The 17,797-nt window shown below is 46.4% G+C and carries 11 protein-coding genes; 4 read left to right on the top strand and 7 right to left on the bottom strand.

Features of this window, described 5'->3' with window-relative positions; all coding sequences use genetic code 11:
- The 3 genes from G327_RS0119635 to sfsA all read left to right on the top strand — a co-directional run.
- Positions 1-309, top strand: a 309-nt coding sequence (locus G327_RS0119635) for a transposase (RefSeq protein ID WP_019616517.1), incomplete at its 5' end; no start/stop codon positions are given.
- A gap of 343 nt (positions 310-652) precedes the next feature.
- Positions 653-1,192 (top strand): class IV adenylate cyclase, encoded by a 540-nt coding sequence (gene cyaB, locus G327_RS0119630; protein WP_019616516.1) that lies wholly within the window; start codon positions 653-655, stop codon positions 1,190-1,192.
- A gap of 38 nt (positions 1,193-1,230) precedes the next feature.
- Positions 1,231-1,935, top strand: coding sequence for a DNA/RNA nuclease SfsA (gene sfsA, locus G327_RS0119625; RefSeq protein ID WP_019616515.1), 705 nt, complete (start codon positions 1,231-1,233; stop codon positions 1,933-1,935).
- 32 nt (positions 1,936-1,967) lie between these two features.
- Here the strand turns inward: sfsA and G327_RS0119620 are convergent, their stop codons facing one another.
- Positions 1,968-3,815, bottom strand: coding sequence for a M3 family metallopeptidase (locus G327_RS0119620; protein WP_019616514.1), 1,848 nt, complete (start codon positions 3,813-3,815; stop codon positions 1,968-1,970).
- A 502-nt stretch (positions 3,816-4,317) separates the two neighbouring features.
- On the opposite strand from G327_RS0119620, the gene G327_RS0119615 reads away from it, so the two are divergent.
- A complete protein-coding gene (locus G327_RS0119615) occupies positions 4,318-4,911 on the top strand; it encodes an LPP20 family lipoprotein (protein ID WP_019616513.1) in 594 nt (197 codons plus the stop codon).
- A 160-nt stretch (positions 4,912-5,071) separates the two neighbouring features.
- On the opposite strand, the gene G327_RS26235 is transcribed toward G327_RS0119615, so the two are convergent.
- The 6 genes from G327_RS26235 to G327_RS0119580 form a co-directional block, all read right to left on the bottom strand.
- Complete coding sequence (locus G327_RS26235; RefSeq protein ID WP_083938571.1) at positions 5,072-7,543, bottom strand: CHAT domain-containing protein; 2,472 nt, start codon at positions 7,541-7,543, stop codon at positions 5,072-5,074.
- A gap of 82 nt (positions 7,544-7,625) precedes the next feature.
- A complete protein-coding gene (locus tag G327_RS0119605; protein WP_019616511.1) occupies positions 7,626-10,031 on the bottom strand; it encodes a CHAT domain-containing protein in 2,406 nt (801 codons plus the stop codon).
- Between the two features lie 137 nt (positions 10,032-10,168).
- Positions 10,169-12,649 carry a CHAT domain-containing protein gene (locus G327_RS0119600; RefSeq protein WP_019616510.1) on the bottom strand — a complete coding sequence of 827 codons (2,481 nt, stop codon included), beginning with the start codon at positions 12,647-12,649 and terminating at the stop codon, positions 10,169-10,171.
- An 85-nt stretch (positions 12,650-12,734) separates the two neighbouring features.
- Positions 12,735-15,206: a CHAT domain-containing protein gene (locus G327_RS0119595; RefSeq protein ID WP_019616509.1), complete on the bottom strand. Its 2,472-nt coding sequence runs from the start codon at positions 15,204-15,206 to the stop codon at positions 12,735-12,737.
- A gap of 105 nt (positions 15,207-15,311) precedes the next feature.
- Complete coding sequence (locus G327_RS0119590) at positions 15,312-16,724, bottom strand: LPP20 family lipoprotein (RefSeq protein WP_169337251.1); 1,413 nt, start codon at positions 16,722-16,724, stop codon at positions 15,312-15,314.
- Positions 16,725-17,215: 491 nt separating this feature from the next.
- Complete coding sequence (locus G327_RS0119580) at positions 17,216-17,764, bottom strand: DUF3157 family protein (RefSeq protein WP_019616506.1); 549 nt, start codon at positions 17,762-17,764, stop codon at positions 17,216-17,218.
- Positions 17,765-17,797 lie beyond the last annotated feature (33 nt).

The raw sequence follows: 17,797 nt of genomic DNA, 5'->3' as shown, positions 1-17,797 counted from the left end.
CCAGGGGCACTTTATAAAGCCTACCCGCCGGAAGAAGCGCGAAGAATACTTAACAAACTGGAATTTCATTACACTCCGAAGCATGCCAGCTGGCTGAATATGGCGGAAATAGAGATTGGAGTTATGAGTAAACAGTGTCTGGACAGGCGCATACCGGACATGGATACATTAAAACGGGAGTTATCCGCTTGGGCGCTTAAACGCAATGAGAAAAAAGAAACGATAAACTGGATGTTCGATGTAGATGCCGCACGTTCAAAACTTAACAAAGCGTACGGCAAACTTATAAAGTCAACTAATCAAAATTAATTGGAAAAGGCACTAGTTACATCAATTAATACCTTGCTAGTATTGATTTTTCCTGTGCCTAAAACTGACCATTTACTTAATCAGTTTGGTATAACACCACACTTGCAAGTATAGAAACAGAGCAATTAGTTTTACGAAATGGTATTACAAGCATTTGAAATATTCAATATCCCCCCAGCCCCGGGGCCAGCGCGCTTACTGCTAGAAACAGGATATCGATAAGGTTATGCAATGGTCAATGTGTAGATCAGAAACAGCATTCCTTATTCATAATCATCTGCAAGACAAAATTAACAATTACCAGTATCATGCGTCTATATTATAGAGCCATGCAGGGATACTAATGAACGGACATTTTGAAGGGAAATTTGAAGTTGAATTAAAATACCGCTTAAATTCTAGAGAATCTTTCTTATCTACTTTAGATCAGATGAATCCTGAAATAATGCTGGAAAATAATCTCGAACATGACTGTTATTTTGATTCAAATTTACACTGTTTAAAAAATGAAAATAAGAGTGTTTGTATAAGAGAAATGCAGCCATCGGGCATTATGCTGTGGATAGTAAAAGGGCCGCAAGAAGACCGCTGTGAAGCACTTAATATAGCAGATGTAGTGAAAGCTAAAAGTATGCTGACAACGATGGGATTTGAAGCTGTTTTAGAGATGAAAAAAACACGCAGTATCTATTTCTTAGGTGAATACCATATAACGCTTGATTATCTTGAAAATATTGGACACTTTGCTGAGTTTGCCATTATGACCGATGATGAAGAGATGCTAGAAGAATATAAGCAGCAGTTATTACGGCTTGCACAAAAATTTGGACTGGGTGAACAGCAGCGGGAGTTTAAATCATACCGCCAGCTGTATACGGAATAACCGTATAGCATATTTAGTTCACACAACAGGTTTATAAGATGTTTAACGATTTACAAAAAGCAGTGCTGATTAAACGCTACAAACGCTTTCTAGCCGATGTGACACTGGAAAACGGCGAGGAAATAACCATCTACTGTCCGAATACCGGTGCAATGACTAACTGTGCAGATGCCGGCGATCAAATCTGGTACAGCACGTCAGATAACCCTAAGCGCAAATATCAGTACACCTGGGAACTGACTCATAGGAAATCAGGAGACTGGATCTGCGTAAATACCGCTCGAGCAAATCAGCTTGTTAGTAATGCATTGCAGCAGGGGGCGATTGAAAAGCTAACCGGTTACAGTGATATCAGAGCTGAAGTGAAATACGGCAGTGAAAACAGCCGTATCGATTTCCTTTTAAGCGATAAAAACAGACCGGACTGTTATGTTGAAGTGAAAAGCTGCACCTTACTTGAAACACAGTTAGGTGTGGGTAAAGGTTTCTTTCCAGATGCGGTGACGAAGCGAGGCCAGAAACACCTGCGTGAATTAATCGAGATGAAAGAGCAGGGATTTCGAAGTGTATTGTTATTTGCTGTTCTTCATAGCGGAATTCGAACTGTAGAAGCTGCCGGACATATTGATGCAAAATACGCAGAGCTGTTTGAACAGGCTAAAAAAGCCGGTGTTGAAGTTATCTGTTTTTACCCGGATATCACACCGGCCCTAGACAATAGCGATGTGTTTTCGGGTGATTAACTGCGGGCGGAAGACAACCCGCAGCAGTATACTTAACAGGCGCTTCCATAATGCTGTGCAATATAGCTCTCAAAATCATCACATAACTGCTGATCTGATACAAGGTTATCGGCAATCAGTTTGTCCCCGTCAACAATCTTGATTGAGGCATTTAGTGAAAGCGGCTCAATCTGGCTGCGCTTCAAAGCATCACTTATTTTCTGCTGCTCCTTTGCCCAGGCCTGCTCACTGCTCTGATTGCATTCCTCTGCTAAATAGGATGCTGAAAACCCTTCTCCGGTTAAGCTCTGCAATGTAGCATCATGGCTGATACTGTTGCCCGGACGCCAGTAATGTTCAGCCAGCAGCGGACCAATCTGCGGATTATCGCTTAGATAACCAAACTTGTTAGTGAAATATGCGCGAGTCTGATAAACCGCCATATGCGCTAACAAGTACCCCTGATAAGAGCAGGCCGACTCCTGTGATAAAAGGTGCGGAATTGCCAGCAGCGGACGCGGACTTACTTCTAATCCTAAAATTCGTTTCTCAGTCTGACGGGCCAGGCGGGTCAGGTGCTCTGCTGTTAACTGCTGCTCATCACAGCTGTATACAGCCCATTCAAAATAGGGCACTACCAGAATGCTTCGCTCCTGATAGGCTTTAAAGGGCTGCCTGGCCTCAACTAGATCACGGATCACCGAGTCTGGAATGACTTGTCCCTGTGCATTGACTGCATATTTTTTAAGCCAGTCGCCGTCATTGAGCAGACTGTCGCAGAACATTGACTGGGTTTCTGCATAAGCCATAGACGTAGGGGCAAACTCTTGGGAAAAACACGGGGAGTTAAGTTTTACATTGGAAAAGTGCGCAGCATGTCCGCCTTCATGAAACAGCGTGTTTATGCCGTCAAAACCGCAGCCGATCTGATCCGGTTTAGCATTGCTGGTGAAGTTGACTTTAGCAGCCTGCCATTTATCGGCATTATAAAATGACGGGATTGGTCCGTGGCAGAAACCATTCTGGTACTTACCCGGACGGTCGAGCAGATCCAAGGTTAAATCGGCCTGAGAAAAATCGATATTTAAACGTCCGAATGACTGCACCCAGCGGCGCAGAGATTTTGAGAAGGGCACATAGGGATCAAGCTGACGCGCAGCATCACCGCTGTACATATAGCTGAAGTTATGACCTGCGACAGCATCTTGACCTTTACTTTTTGCCAGCTCCATTAAGCTACTCTCGTTTCGAGCGCGAGTACGCAGTTCAAAATCATCTAAGATCGCAAATAACTGTTCCGGCGTCATCTGCTCAGTTTTATTCACTTTGTAATCGAAGAAGTTGCGAAATCCCTGTTCACGAGCAAAAGTATTACGCTGTTTAACCAACTCAATGTAACCATTATCGAGCACCCATTGTTCCAGGTTTAGAAGGGCCTGATGGGCTGAACGGCGAACGCTTTCGTTATCACTGGTACGAATACTTGCGCCTAAAACCGTGAGTAACGCTTGTTCACGTTCTCCCTGGGCATTCTCAAAATACATCAGATAGTTCTGGCGTTTAGCAAACAGCTCCGATTCGGTGCGGATCAGTTCCGTCATCTGTGCTCTGCCTTGCTCGCTTTCAATGGCATTGGCTTCAAAAAAAGCCAACCAGCCGCTTAACCCCTGTTTTAAGTTTTCATTTTGTTCAGATAACAGTTCCAGTGACTGCAGTTGCCTGCGGGTCTCTGTGATGCGCTCGGGATCGGCAATAAACGCGCTTAGCGATGCTTCAGCCGCGGCAAAACCACTGTGATCTTCGCTGGTGCCCATATAAGTACTCCAGAACAGATCTTCTTTACGGCGGTGCAGCTGCAGATAATTATCATTGAGCTGTTTAAAATAGTGTTGTGGATTCAAAAGATATTCCTTGTTAAAAGAGTCTATGACTGCTGCTTTCTCGCTTACTGTTTTGTAATCACTACAGCCCGAGAGGCATCTGCTTTGCAAAGAGTTTTACATAAAAGAACTAAAAACAAATAGTTAAACGCAGCTACCATACATATAAAGCGAACCTTAGCGTAAAAGTGAAATATTAAAAACACTATTAAGTACTGATGCTTCACAGTTTCCGGCAAACTATTAAAATGTTCTCGCTGGAAAATCTCTGTCTCTGAAATTGCCGTAAACGTCGGTGAGAAAATGCAGATAATACAGTGCCTGCTGACGTGGTTATTTTTGTATTGAAAGAGACGGCATAAGATTAACTTAAATTACAAAAAAACATTATATTTAGCGTGATTAGGTACTAATAAACAGGAATACCCCTTTTTGCTTTACGTGTACTTAAGGGGAGAAATGCTATAGTATCTGTAACCATTAATTAGGGACAAATATCATGAATAATAAAGGAGTAATGTCCATGAAAAAAATCATCTATACATCAGTTATTTTAGGCAGTGTTTTACTGGCTGGCTGTGCGTCAAATGATGTGCAGGAGCAGAAAACTATGGTTGCCGATTGTGTATTCCCGGACGCACCACAGGCAGCCGCTCCACTGTGGATCTGTGATGAGCCGATTGACGGCTTTGATGTTACCGGCGTAGGTTTTGCGCAGAAATCTGCAGCAGGGGCCGGTTTTATGAAAGATGTGGCAGCTAATGACGCGCGGGTTAAAATTGCTCAGTCTATGCAGATTAAAGTACAGAATATGTTCAAGCAGTATGTCGGTACTACAGGGGCCGCGGACAGTGAAACTGTCGATATGGTCATGGAATCTGTGACGAAAAATGTGACCGCGCAGACCTTGATGGGCAGCAAGATAATCAAAACACGTGTCAGCCCGAACGGCGGTCTCTATGCACTTGTGGCGATGGATCCAATGGCGGTGCAGGATAATGCTAAAACTGCGCTTAAAACCAGTATGAACAATGATCCGGCGCTTTGGCAGCAGTTTAAAGCAGATAAAGCTCAACAGGAGCTGGAACTGATGGTCGACAAGATCGTTACGCCGTAAAGTGATTTTCTGCGGCTCGCTGCTTTTATAGCGGTGAGCCGCGGCTTAAAGATAAGTAGATAATGCTAGTTTAGTAGTGACCTCCTCTCTTAGTATCTCCAATAGGGTTCCATCCTGCAGAATTAATTAATGTTGTGCTTATTGTTATAGAGCTTTGCTGTTAACGGCCAGTCAGCTGAAATGCCGCCCAGTAATAGGGATGGCGGTTATAGTCCGTTTTGACTGCCAGCTGGGCTTGTTTCAGCGCCAGGCGCTTATCAGAACTATTGGCCAGCTTTGCGTAGAAATGCTGCATTAATTGGCTGGTAGCCTGATCATCAACTTTCCATAGGCTAGATATAATGCTGTTGGTGCCCGCATATAAAAAACCGCGGGTGAAACCTACCACATCATCACCATTGGATATTTTTCCCAGCCCGGTTTCACAGGCCGACAGGGTGATCAGATCTGCATTAAGGTTAAGCTCGTAGAGCTCCCGAACAGTAAGCATACCGTCATTGCTTTGGTCTTTGGCCAGCAGTAGTCCGGAAGAGAGCGGCTGCTCCGGATCGAATATCCCGTGTGAGGCAAAATGCAGCGTTTTAAACAATACGCCGTTTTGTTTTACCTGCGTTTCAGTGGCATCGGAGCCAAGCAGCAGGCTGGCACCTCTCTGCTGCGAGGCAATTGTTTTGGCCTCCTGCTCTGCGCCGGGCAGTGCTAGTTTTGGATCGCCTAGCTCAGGGTTACCGAGTATCAGCAGTGGATGAGGCGCAGTCACTTCTTTATTAATAAAGGCCATCACCGAGGCGCTGGGCAGAATACTGATATCGTACTGATCAATAAGAAAATCACTGCCGTTATACAAAGCAGTAAACGGAAGGTAATGCAGCGGACCGTGAGGCACGATAATCAGTTTTTCAGTGTGCAGATCACCTTTTAGCGGTTTGAACAGGCGCTGATAGAGCAGATTTGCGTTATGTTGGTAGGCATTGCTGTCGTTTTTTTGCAGATCGTCGCGCAAAACGCTGACAGCAGCGGCTAAATCTTCACCGTTAAGAGTAGCCGCCTTGATACCGCTGCGTGACAGCAGAAAGGCAAACAGTTGTGTGCCGCTGCCGTAAAATTCAATTAAAGTTTCATCGCCTGCCAGGCGCTGCTGCAGCTCTGTTACTTCGGGGGCTGAGACGGTTACTAGTGATGCCAGCTCTGGCTGTGTTGTCTGCAGCTGTTGTTGAGTTTTGCGCAGCAGGCCGCGATCGGCGCTGCGGCTTCGCCCGCTTGCTTCGCTGTAATCGGCCGTTTTTAGATCTGAGTCAATCTTGTTTAGCTGTGCCAGCAGCATCGGAGGCCGCTCATCAACGTTTTTAGGTGAAAAATCCTGTTTGCTTGCTAGTGTGTCGATTAGTGCTCGCGCTTTACTGCGCTCTGCATAGATAAAGGCCTGCTCCAGTTTTCCCTGTTTTATCAGCAGGGACACCAGATCTTGATAAACTGCTTCTTTGTTGCCGATAAAACCTATTTTAGAAGCTTCGGTATTGATAGTTGCCCGTTGCTGTTCAATGACCTCGACAGACTGCTGGTAAAAATCAAGTGCCTCGCCTGGGCGTCCAAGCTGCTCGGCGATGACTCCGAGATCGTAGAGTAACTGGTAGTAGATCCCCTGTCGATTGAGCAGAGCTGGGGAGTGATTAGTTTCTTTTTTTGGATCGAATATCAGGTTGTTGTACACCTGCACTATTGGGGTATCAGATTGTTCAGCTGTGTATAAGAGGCTGAGATAAACCTTTTCAGCCTCTTCAAGTTGACCGCTGCCCTGGGCAATTTTGGCAAGCATATAGGTTTCGTCAAAGTTGAACGGGTTTGCTCTTTCTTCCCCCGCTCCTATTAATTCAGACAGGCCTAAGGTGGTGACTGCATCCATAGATCGAGCGAAAGTGTCATACAGTCCTTGTGAAAACAACATGGCTTGCTTTGCTTTGTTGTAATCTCCTAAGGCGAGGTAGATGCGGGCTTTACTGGCATTTTTAACTTTTATATCTTTTGCACTCTCGTTCAAAAAAATGGATGACGGCTTAAGGCAGTCGATCCCTTCGGCAATGGCTATTGCTTGATCGCGATAGCCTAGCTGCACTGCTGCTACGGCTCCGTTTGCATCCATACGGGAAAAACCTTCTATCCCTATTCTTAACGGCACGGCGCAGTTGTCTACTTTCGGAGAGGCGCTATACTCTCTGGCAAGTTTGTAAGTACGGTAAGCTTCGGGATAGTTTCCCAGCTCTAGATAAATGGTGCTATTGAGACGGTTATAATCAGCCAAAACCCATTTTTTAACTTCCTCACCTTCTTTTGCATCGCCTACTTGTTTTAACATTTCAATTTTCCAGTGACTCAAACACTCCTTTGCCTGGGAGAAATTTTGAAGCATTAGATAAGAATTACATAGCAGGGACAGATCGCCCCAATAGTTATGGCTGTATTTGGTTCTATATTCTGCCCAGTATTGGAATTCACCTATTTCTTGAGTAAATTGATCAACAGCTTCTCTATGTTTGCCGAGGTAAGCCTTTTCACTGACTTCTAACGTCGGCGTTAATGAGCAGGCGCTGAGGGCGAAGGTAACAGAAATCAGCAATAGTCGTTTTTTCATCATTTTCACTTCTAGTTTCCTTGGGGTCTAAACAGCATCAGGTTTCGACGTTCTGTGTTGCTATCTTCTGTACAGAGGCTCGCTTCTAGCGCCCGGTCAGTTGAAACGCCGCCCAGTAATAGGGATGGCGGTTATAGTCTGATTTTACAGCCAACTGTGCATTTTTGAGTGCCAGGCGTTTATCTGAACCGTCTGACAGATTTGCGTAGAAATGCTGCATTAACCGGCTGGTAGCCTGATCATCAACTTTCCACAGACTGGATATAATGCTGTTGGTTCCGGCATATAAAAAACCACGGGTAAAGCCCACCACATCATCGCCGTTGGCTATTTTTCCCAGACCTGTCTCACAGGCGGAGAGCGTTACCAGATCCGCATTAAGATTCAGTTCATATAGTTCTCGGACAGTTAGTATCCCGTCGTTGCTTTTATCTTTTGCCAGCAGCAGCCCGGATGAGAGCGGTGTTTCGGGATCGAATATGCCGTGCGAGGCAAAATGCAGAACTTTAAACAAAGCACCGTGTTGTTTTATCTGAGTCTCAGTGGCATCGGCTCCAAGCAATAGAGTGGCACCCGTCTGCTGCTTGGCAATGGCTTTAGCTTCCTGCTCGGCGCCCGGCAGCGCCAGCTTCGCATCGCCAAGTTCAGGGTTGCCGAGAATCAGCAGGGGATGAGGAGCTGTGACATTTTTATTAAGGAAAGCCATTACCGAGGCGCTGGGAAGAATACTGATATCGTACTGGTCAATCAGAAAATCACTGCCGTTATATAGAGCATTAAACGGCAGGTAATGCAGCGGGCCGTGCGGCACGATAATCAGCTTTTTAGTGTGCAGATCATCTTTTAGCGGTTTGAATAGGCGTTGATAGAGCAGGTTTGCGTTATGTTGGTAGGCATTGCTGTCGTTTTTTTGCAGATCGTTGCGCAAAGCGCTGACAGCAGCCGCTAAATCTTCACCGTTAAGAGCGGCCGCCTTGATACCGCTGCGTGACAGCAGAAAGGCAAACAGCTGTGTGCCGCTGCCGTAAAATTCAATTAAAGTTTCATCGCCTGCCAGGCGCTGCTGCAGCTCTGCTGCTTCGGGCGCTGAGACAGTGACTAGTGAGGCCAGCTCTGGCTGCGCAGTCTGAAGCTGCTGTTGTGTTTTACGCAGTAATCCACGATCGGCGTTGCGGCTTCGCCCGCTTGCTTCGCTGTAATCGGCCGTTTTTAGATCTGAGTCAATGCTGTTTAGTTGTGCCAGCATCAGAGCAGGCTGATCATCGGGGTCTTTTGCTGCGAAGTTCTGTTTGCTGGCCAGCGTATCGATCAATGCACGCGCTTTACTGCGTTCGGCATAGATAAAGGCTTGATCCAGTTTTCCCTGCTTTACCAGCAGGCTAACCAGATCTTGATAAACTGCTTCTTTATTGCCGATAAATCCGATTTTAGAGGCTTCGGTATTAATAGTTGAGCGCTGCTGTTCAATGACCTCGACAGACTGCTGGTAAAAATCAAGTGCCTTGGCTGGTTTCCCATGCAGCTCTGCGATCAAGCCTAAGTCATAGAGTAACTGATAGTAGATTCCCGAGCGGTTAACCACATCTGAGGAGTGTTTGTTTTTGTTAAATCCATCAAATAGCAGGCTGTTGTAAATATGCTCTGCCTCATTAAACCGACCGGCACCCTGGGCTATTTTACCCAGCATGTAGCTCTCATCAAAACTGTACGGGTTAGCAAGTTCTTTTCCCTGTCCTAATAATTCCGACAGACCTAAGGTGGTGAGTGCATCCATAGTTCGAAATAAGGTATCCCCAAGTGTTTGTGAAAATACCATGGCTTCCTGTGCCTTGTTGTAATTACCCAGGGCAAGATAGATGCGCGCCTTGCTGACATGTTTAATTTTTACATCTGCAGGCATTTCGTGAAAAGCCGTATCGAACCATTCGATGCAGTTTATTTGTTCAACGATTGCCGCTGCTTCATCCCGGTAGCCTAGATTTACAGCGGCTATTGCACCGTTAGCATAAGTGCGGGCCATTTGTGATATGCCTAACTGTGTTTTACAAGTGTCCTTAGTGAACCGTTTATTATGTTTTCTAGCAAGTTTATAGCTTAGGTAAGCTTCCTGGTAGTTTCCTAATTCCAAATAAATGGCGCTGTTGATACTGTTGTAGTGGGCTAATTTCCTGTCCTGATCGATCACTTTACCCTCATAGAGAGATGTGTCGGTTTTCCAGTAATTCACACACTGCTGCGCCTTATTAAAATCACGGACTACCAGATAGGATTCGCACAATAATGCCATACCGCTCTGGCCAAGCGGACCAAATCCCAGCGAGGGTTGATAATCTGCCCAGTGTTTAAATTCGACTATCTCCTGCTCAAAGATGTTCACTGCAGTTCTAGACTGATCGTTTGCCGCAAAATACATCACTTGTTCCTGGGGCTTGTAGGCGCAGCCGGACAGCGCAAGGGTAATCGTGAGTAGTAACAGAGGCGTTTTCATCATATTTATTTCCATTCCGTTGGGACGTAAACAGTATCAGTTCTTAGGTCATTTTTTCTTGAGTTGCTTGACTGTCGTTTCGCTTTTTAAAGCAGCTGGGTTTTCCCGGAGCTGCTTATATTGTCAGAAATCCGGACTTGTTAGCGTCCAGTCAGCTGGAATGCCGCCCAGTAATAGGGATGGCGGTTATAGTCCGCTTTGACTGCCAGCTGCGCTTTTTTCAGTGCCAGGCGCTTATCAGAGCTGTTGACCAGATTTGCGTAGAAATGCTGCATCAATTGGCTGGTAGCCTGATCATCAACTTTCCATAGGCTGGATATAATGCTGTTGGTGCCCGCATATAAAAAACCGCGGGTGAAGCCGACGACATCATCGCCGTTGGCTATTTTTCCCAGCCCGGTTTCACAGGCGGACAGTGTCACCAGATCGGCGTTAAGGTTCAACTCGTAGAGCTCTCGGACAGTTAGTATCCCGTCGTTGCTTTTATCTTTTGCCAGCAGCAGGCCGGATGAGAGCGGTGTCTGCGGATTGAATATGCCGTGCGAGGCAAAATGCAGAACTTTAAACAAAGCGCCGTGTTGTTTTATCTGAGTCTCAGTGGCATCGGCTCCCAGCAATAGAGTGGCACCGGGCTGCTGTGAGGCAATTGCTTTGGCTTCCTGCTCGGCGCCGGGCAGAGCCAGCTTCGCATCGCCCAGTTCCGGATTGCCGAGAACCAGTAGAGGCTGAGTGGCTGTTGTACGTTTATTAAGGAAAGCCATTACCGAGGCGCTGGGAAGAATACTGATATCGTACTGGTCAATCAGAAAATCACTGCCGTTATACAGAGCATTAAACGGCAGGTAATGCAGCGGGCCGTGCGGTACGATAATCAGCTTTTCAGTGTGCAGCTCATCTTTTAGCGGTTTGAATAGACGTTGATAGAGCAGGTTTGCGTTATGCTGGTAGGCATTGCTGTCGTTTTTTTGCAGATCGTCGCGCAAAGCGCTGACAGCAGCTGCTAAATCTTCACCGTTAAGGACGGCCGCCTTAATACCGCTGCGTGACAGCAGAAAGGCAAACAGCTGTGTGCCGCTGCCGTAAAATTCAATTAAAGTTTCATCGCCTGCCAGGCGCTGCTGCAGCTCTGCTACTTCGGGCGCTGAGACAGTGACTAGTGAGGCCAGCTCTGGCTGCGCAGTCTGAAGCTGCTGTTGTGTTTTACGCAGTAATCCACGGTCGGCGCTGCGGCTTCGCCCGCTTGCTTCGCTGTAATCGGCCGTTTTTAGATCTGAGTCAATCTTGTTTAGCTGTGCCAGCAGCATCGGAGGCCGCTCATCAACGTTTTTAGGTGAAAAATCCTGTTTGCTTGCTAGTGTGTCGATTAGTGCTCGCGCTTTACTGCGCTCTGCATAGATAAAGGCCTGCTCCAGTTTTCCCTGTTTTATCAGCAGGGACACCAGATCTTGATAAACTGCTTCTTTGTTGCCGATAAAACCTATTTTAGAAGCTTCGGTATTGATAGTAGAGCGCTGCTCTTCAATGACCTCAACTGATTGTTTGTAATAATTTAGTGCCTCGCTTGGGCGTCCCAGCTGCTCGGCGATGACTCCAAGAGCGTAGAGTAACTGGTAGTAGATTCCCTGGCGGTTGAGCAGAGCAGGGGAGTGATTAGTTGCCTGCTCCGGATCGAATATCAAGTTGTTGTATATCTGGACTATCGGGGTATCAGATTGTTCTGCTGTGTATAAAAGGCTGAGGTAAATATTCTCCGCGTCTTTAAGTTGCCCTCTGCCCTGAGCTATTTTCGCCAGCATATAGGTTTCGTCAAAGTTAAACGGATTTGCTGTTTTCTTCCCCTCCCCCAATAGTTCTGAGAAGCCCAAGGTGGTGAGTGCATCCATAGAACGAAAGAAAGTGTCACCGAGCGATTGAGAAAACAACATGGCTTCCTGTGCTTTGCTGTAATCACCTAAGGCGAGGTAGATACGAGCCTTACTGGCGTTTTTTACTTTTACATCTTTTGCGGCTTCGTTTACAACAATGGATGACCATGTGATGCAGTCGATTTCTTCGGCAATTGCCGCCGCTTCATCGCGATAGCCTAGCTGCACGGCTGCAACAGCACCGTTTGCATACATGCGGGCCATATCTTCTATGCCGATCCCTTTTTCTAACGGCATAGTACAGTTGTTTTCATTGAGGGAGCTATATGCTCTGGCAAGTTTGTAGCTGCGGTAAGCCTCCTGGTAGTTGGCCAACTCTAGGGAAGCTGCGCTATTGACTAGATTGTAGTTAACTAATATCCATTTTTTGTTTTCTTGATCTTCTTGACTGTCCCCGAGTTGCTTTAACATTTCCTCTTTCCAAAGAAGCACACACTGCTGTGCCTTGGAAAAATCACGGAGCATTTGATAGGAGTTACACAGGTAGATCATATGACCCCAGTGCTGCTCCCATTCCTTGGGTTCATAATCTGCCCAGTGCTCAAATTCACCTATCTCTTGAGAAAACTGCTCAACAGCAGAACGATGGTTGCCTCGATATGATTCGGTACTGATCTGATACGCCAGCGGCATTGGTGTTGAACAGCCTGAAAGAGCTAGTATTGCAGATAGTAATAACAGTGTGTTTTTTATCATATTAATTTCCAATTCCATTGGAGTCTAAACAGCATCAGGGTTTCGTCGTTTTGCTCTTATTATTGTCAGTAACAGGGGCTCGCTTCTAGCGCCCGGTCAGCTGAAACGCCGCCCAGTAATAGGGATGGCGGTTATAGTTGGCTTTGACTGCCAGCTGCGCCTTTTTTAGTGCCAAACGTTTATCAGAACTGACTGCCAGATTTGCGTAGAAATGCTGCATTAACTGACTGGTGGCCTGATCATCAACTTTCCATAGGCTGGATATAATGCTGTTGGTTCCCGCATATAAAAACCCTCGGGTGAAGCCCACCACGTCATCGCCGTTGGCTATCTTGCCAAGTCCGGTTTCACAGGCGGAGAGTGTCACCAGATCGGCGTTTAGGTTCAGTTCGTAGAGCTCCCGAACAGTAAGCATACCGTCATTGCTTTGGTCTTTGGCCAGCAGTAGTCCGGAAGAGAGTGGCTGCTCCGGATCGAATATCCCGTGTGAGGCAAAATGCAGAGTTTTAAACAACGCGCCGTTTTGTTTTACCTGCGTTTCAGTGGCATCGGAGCCAAGCAGTAGGCTGACACCTCTCTGCTGCGAGGCAATTGTTTTGGCCTCCTGCTCTGCGCCAGGCAGTGCTAGTTTTGGATCGCCGAGCTCCGGGTTGCCGAGGATCAGCAGTGGCTGAGGTGCTGTTACCTTTTTATCAATAAATGCCATCACCGAGGCGCTCGGCAGAATACTGATGTCATACTGATCAATAAGAAAATCACTACCGTTATACAGGGTATTAAACGGCAGATAATGCAGCGGGCCGTGGGGCACGATAATCAGTTTTTTAGTATGCAGGTCATCCTGCAGCGGTTTGAATAGACGCTGATAGAGCAGACTTGCGCTGTGCTGGTAGCTATTGCTGTCAATTTTCTGCAGATCCTCGCGTAAAGTGCTGACTGAATCTATTAAATCTTCACCGTTAAGCACGGCCGCCTTAATACCACTTTGCGACAGCAGAAAGGCAAACAGCTGGGTACCGCTGCCGTAGAATTCAATCAATGTTTCATCGCCTGCCAGGCGCTGCTGCAGCTCCGTCACTTCGGGGGCTGAAACGGTTACCAATGATGCCAGCTCCGGCTGTGTTGTCTGCAGCTGTTGTTGAGTTTTGCGCAGTAGGCCGCGATCGACACTGCGGCTGCGTCCGCTAGTTTCGCTGTAATCGGCAGTCTGCAGATCTGAGTCGATAACGTTTAGTTTTGCCAGGAGCAGAGGAGGCTGCTCGTCGAAGGTCTTGGGTGCAAAGTTTTGTTTGCTTGCCAGTGTGTCGATCAGTGCCCGCGCTTTGCTGCGCTCTGCATAGACAAAGGCCTGCTCCAGTTTTCCCTGTTTTATCAGCAGGGTCACCAGATCCTGATAGACTGCTTCTTTATTGCCGATAAAACCTATTTTAGAAGCTTCGGTATTGATCGATGCACGCTGCTCTTCAATAACTTTCACAGACTGTTGGTAATAAATGAGTGCCTTGTCTGGACGGCCAAGCTGCTCGGCGATGACTCCGAGATCGTAGAGTAACTGATAGTAGATTCCCTGACGGTTGAGCAGAGAAGTGGAGTGAGCAGTTGTGTTTTCAGGATCAAACACTAAGTTGTTGTACCACTGGATTATCGGAGTATCAGATTGTTCTGCTGTGTATAAAAGGCTGAGGTAAATATTTTCGGCATCTTCAAGTCGACCGCTGCCCTGGGCTATTTTCGCCAGCATATAGGTTTCATCAAAATTGAACGGATTTGCCCTTTCTTCCCCGGCTCCTAATAGTTCTGAGAGGCCCAAGGTGGTGACTGCATCTAGAGAGCGCATAATAGTATCATTGAGCGACTGTGAAAACATCAGTGCCTGCTGCGCTTTACTGTAATCCCCCAGGGCGAGGTAGATACGCGCTTTACTGGCATTTTTAACTTTTACGTCTTCTGCGCTTTCGCTTAAGAGAATCGATGGATAATCCAGGCAGTCTATCTTATCAGCAATTGCGGCTGCTTCGTGGCGGTAACCCAGCTGCACAGCTGCCACTGCACCATTGGCGTACATAGCCGCCATAGGTTTTATGCCTATACGTGACGGCACAGCGCAGCTGTCTTCATTGGAGGAGCTGCTATGATTTTGGGCCTGTTTGTAGCTGCGGTAAGCTTCTGGATAGTTTCCCAGCTCCAGAAAAATGGCAGTCTGCAGACGGTTATAATCAGTCAAAACCCATTCCCTTATTTCCTGATCTTCTTTGCTGTCGCCGACCTGCTTTAACATTTCATCTTTCCAGCGGATCACACACTGTTGCGCCATAGAAAAATCTCGGACCATCTGATAGGAATTACACAGGTAGATCATATAACCCCAGTGCTGTGCCCATCCTTTGGGTTCATAATCTGCCCAGCGTTCAAATTCACCTATCTGTTGAGAAAACTGCTCAATAGCAGCTCGGTGGTTACCTTTATAAGATTCGTTACTGATTTCGAATGCCGGCGACAATGAGCAGCCGGAGAGAGTCAGCGCGATAGAGAGTAATAACAGTGTTTTTTTAATCATTTTATTTCCAGTTCCGTTGGTCACAGTCGACATTAAGATTTTGCTGTGCTTATCTAATTTTTTTTACATTTCTAAGCTGCGTCAGCAGGGGATTTTTCATTGTTGTTACTCCAGGTTTTGCTGGGTGGTAAACAGTAATACAGCTTCAGCCGTTTTTTCCGGATCTGTATTGCTGGACTTGACCTTCTGCAGACCTCGGGTTTTTCCAAGCCCCTGACTGATATTGTCGGCAAGTTTAAAATACCCAGTTTCATTGTCATAACGGTAGCCGGGCAGTTTGTCGATCAGATCCTTTTCAGCAGCAATAACCTGCAGACTTTCGATGCCGAACGGCGGGATAGTTTCAAATTCACCCAGTGACAGCCATTTATTGATCTGATCACCGTTGACAAAATAGACAAACTTACGCGAGCCTTCTCCGTATCCGGCTTCCAGAAGATACGATAACTCCTGCTGATTATTTTTGGCATGGCCGACAATATAGAAATAGCCTGGACGGTTCAGTTTAACCATTAGTTTGACCATTTCTCCCTGATGGAAGAGCAGCTGGCGGCTTCCTTTATTGGTAGCAAGCTGAACTTTAAAGTCACTGTCGAGCGCATATCCTTTATGCAGCAGGCGGTCAAAGTCCGGTGCCAGCGGCTCTGCCCGGTAGTTCCGGTAAGCCTCGGGAAGTATAGACGCAGCAGAAGTACTGATGGTATTACCATCGCGGTCCACCAGGGAATAAGCGACCAGGATACCCTGTTTACTGATCTGATAGCTGCCTGAATAACTGAACTCGGCCTGTTCGTAGCTGCCTGCAGAATTGGGCAGTGCTTTCTGCAGCTGCATCTGCAGTGCGCCGGCAAAGGGGGTGACCTCTCGGGAGTTGCGAAGGGTAGCCGGACGGATATAAACAGGGCTGTCGGGAATGCCGCGTGCAAGCAGTTCAGCTGCCAGTTCAAGGCTTGGCGCTTGACTTTCCAGGGCAAGAAGCTGCTCGTTGAGCTGCTGCCGGCTGAATGATATCTGTGGTTCAGCTGTGTTTTTACCGGAGAGGAAGGTTATCAGAGTACGGTATTTGTCCGACTGTTCCAGCAGCTGTAACAAGGATTTTAAACGGCGGTAGTGATGCTTTTTATTGTTCTGCTTAAGAGCGCTGTCAACGGAACGGATCTCTTTATAGAGAGGAGTGAGCTTTTGTTCATAAAGCGGCAGTGCGCGTTTACTGTTAAGTGTTGCCAGACAGTAATAGCCGTCTTTTTCGCGGCAGTTGAACTCAGCACCGATGATCGGCAGATCCGTACTGGAGCGGGTGGAAGATGAAATGGAATACTCACCCAGATTGTTTGCCTGTTGTTCAAAGCTGCTTTCAATGCGCACGAATATGGTGGCTGCCAGCGAGGCTAGTGCATCATCCTGAGCTGCTTTCTGCGTTTTACCGTAACCTTCACCATCGAGCACCGCCGCCTGAATCTGACTGGACAGCAGTGTAAACAGCAGAAAAAGGGTTATATTTTTTGTTAATAATTTCATCTGCAGTCGAGTATCCATACTATTAATAGTGAAAAAATAAATCCTGTTTATTGAAAGCAAACAATACACAGTACTACGTATATTTCATTGACTTTTAACAAACTGCCTGTTTAAAACTTTTCATTTGCTGGTAAATTCCGCATCTTCTTCGCTGCTGTTGTCTGCTCGTTTAACGGTTTATGCACTGCTTCAATCACTTTTTATCTTTTGCTGCAGAATAAATCTCCTCTGCTGCTTTATCTGTTAAAGACATCTTTCAGTAATCTCAGTCATAGTGTATGCCTGTGTTACCTGTTGTTTTAATAGTAGTTTATGGCAAGTAGAACGACGGCGAAAGCTGTTGATCCAGATCGCGTATTCGCGATAAGTTTAGGCTTTGTTGATTTTTTCGGGGAGCTCTGTTCAGCAGGATGCCGCAGATTATTAGTGCAGAAAACTGTGCTCAGGTTATTGAGCACAGTTAATATAAAATCAGCTTATGAAAATGCGGATTAGCGAGCTTTAACTTCGATAACTTTTAGAGTGATAAGCTGCTTTTCCCAGCTGCTCGGATCGATATCTTCGATCCACAGCGTACGGCCTGGACGCTGATCGCCATCACGCAGGTAAGTCTCCGGTAGACGGTATTGAGCCTGCCAGACGGTCAATACTTCCTTTTTAATGCGTTTACCGCTGTCGTCAAACAGTGTCACTTCAACGTCCACCACAACAATATTTTTTGAAGTCGTGCTGTGCAGGTCGAAGTTAAGTCCTAATTTTCCTTCGTCCCATTCACTTTCAGTGAAGCTTACTTTTACACCATCAAGTGCAGCAGTAGAAATCAGGGTTTTCTGTGTCATGGCGGCTGCGGTTAAAGCAGGGACTGCTGTATCCTGCGCCCCCTGTATGACAGGCTGTTCTGTAAGAATTACATATTCCCATGTGAAGTCATCTTTGATCAGCACTTTGGCACCGTTGTCCAGGGTAACAGTACTTACTTCGCCGGAAAAAGCCGGAAGTGACAGTAGTAATAGTGCAGAAAGGCTAAGTTTTTTGATCATGGCGATAAATCCTGATTTATAAATTATTGGTGT

This window comes from Psychromonas ossibalaenae ATCC BAA-1528, from assembly GCF_000381745.1.
In the GTDB taxonomy this organism is placed as follows: Bacteria; Pseudomonadota; Gammaproteobacteria; order Enterobacterales; family Psychromonadaceae; genus Psychromonas; species Psychromonas ossibalaenae.
This window is presented reverse-complemented; position numbering and strand designations above follow the sequence as displayed.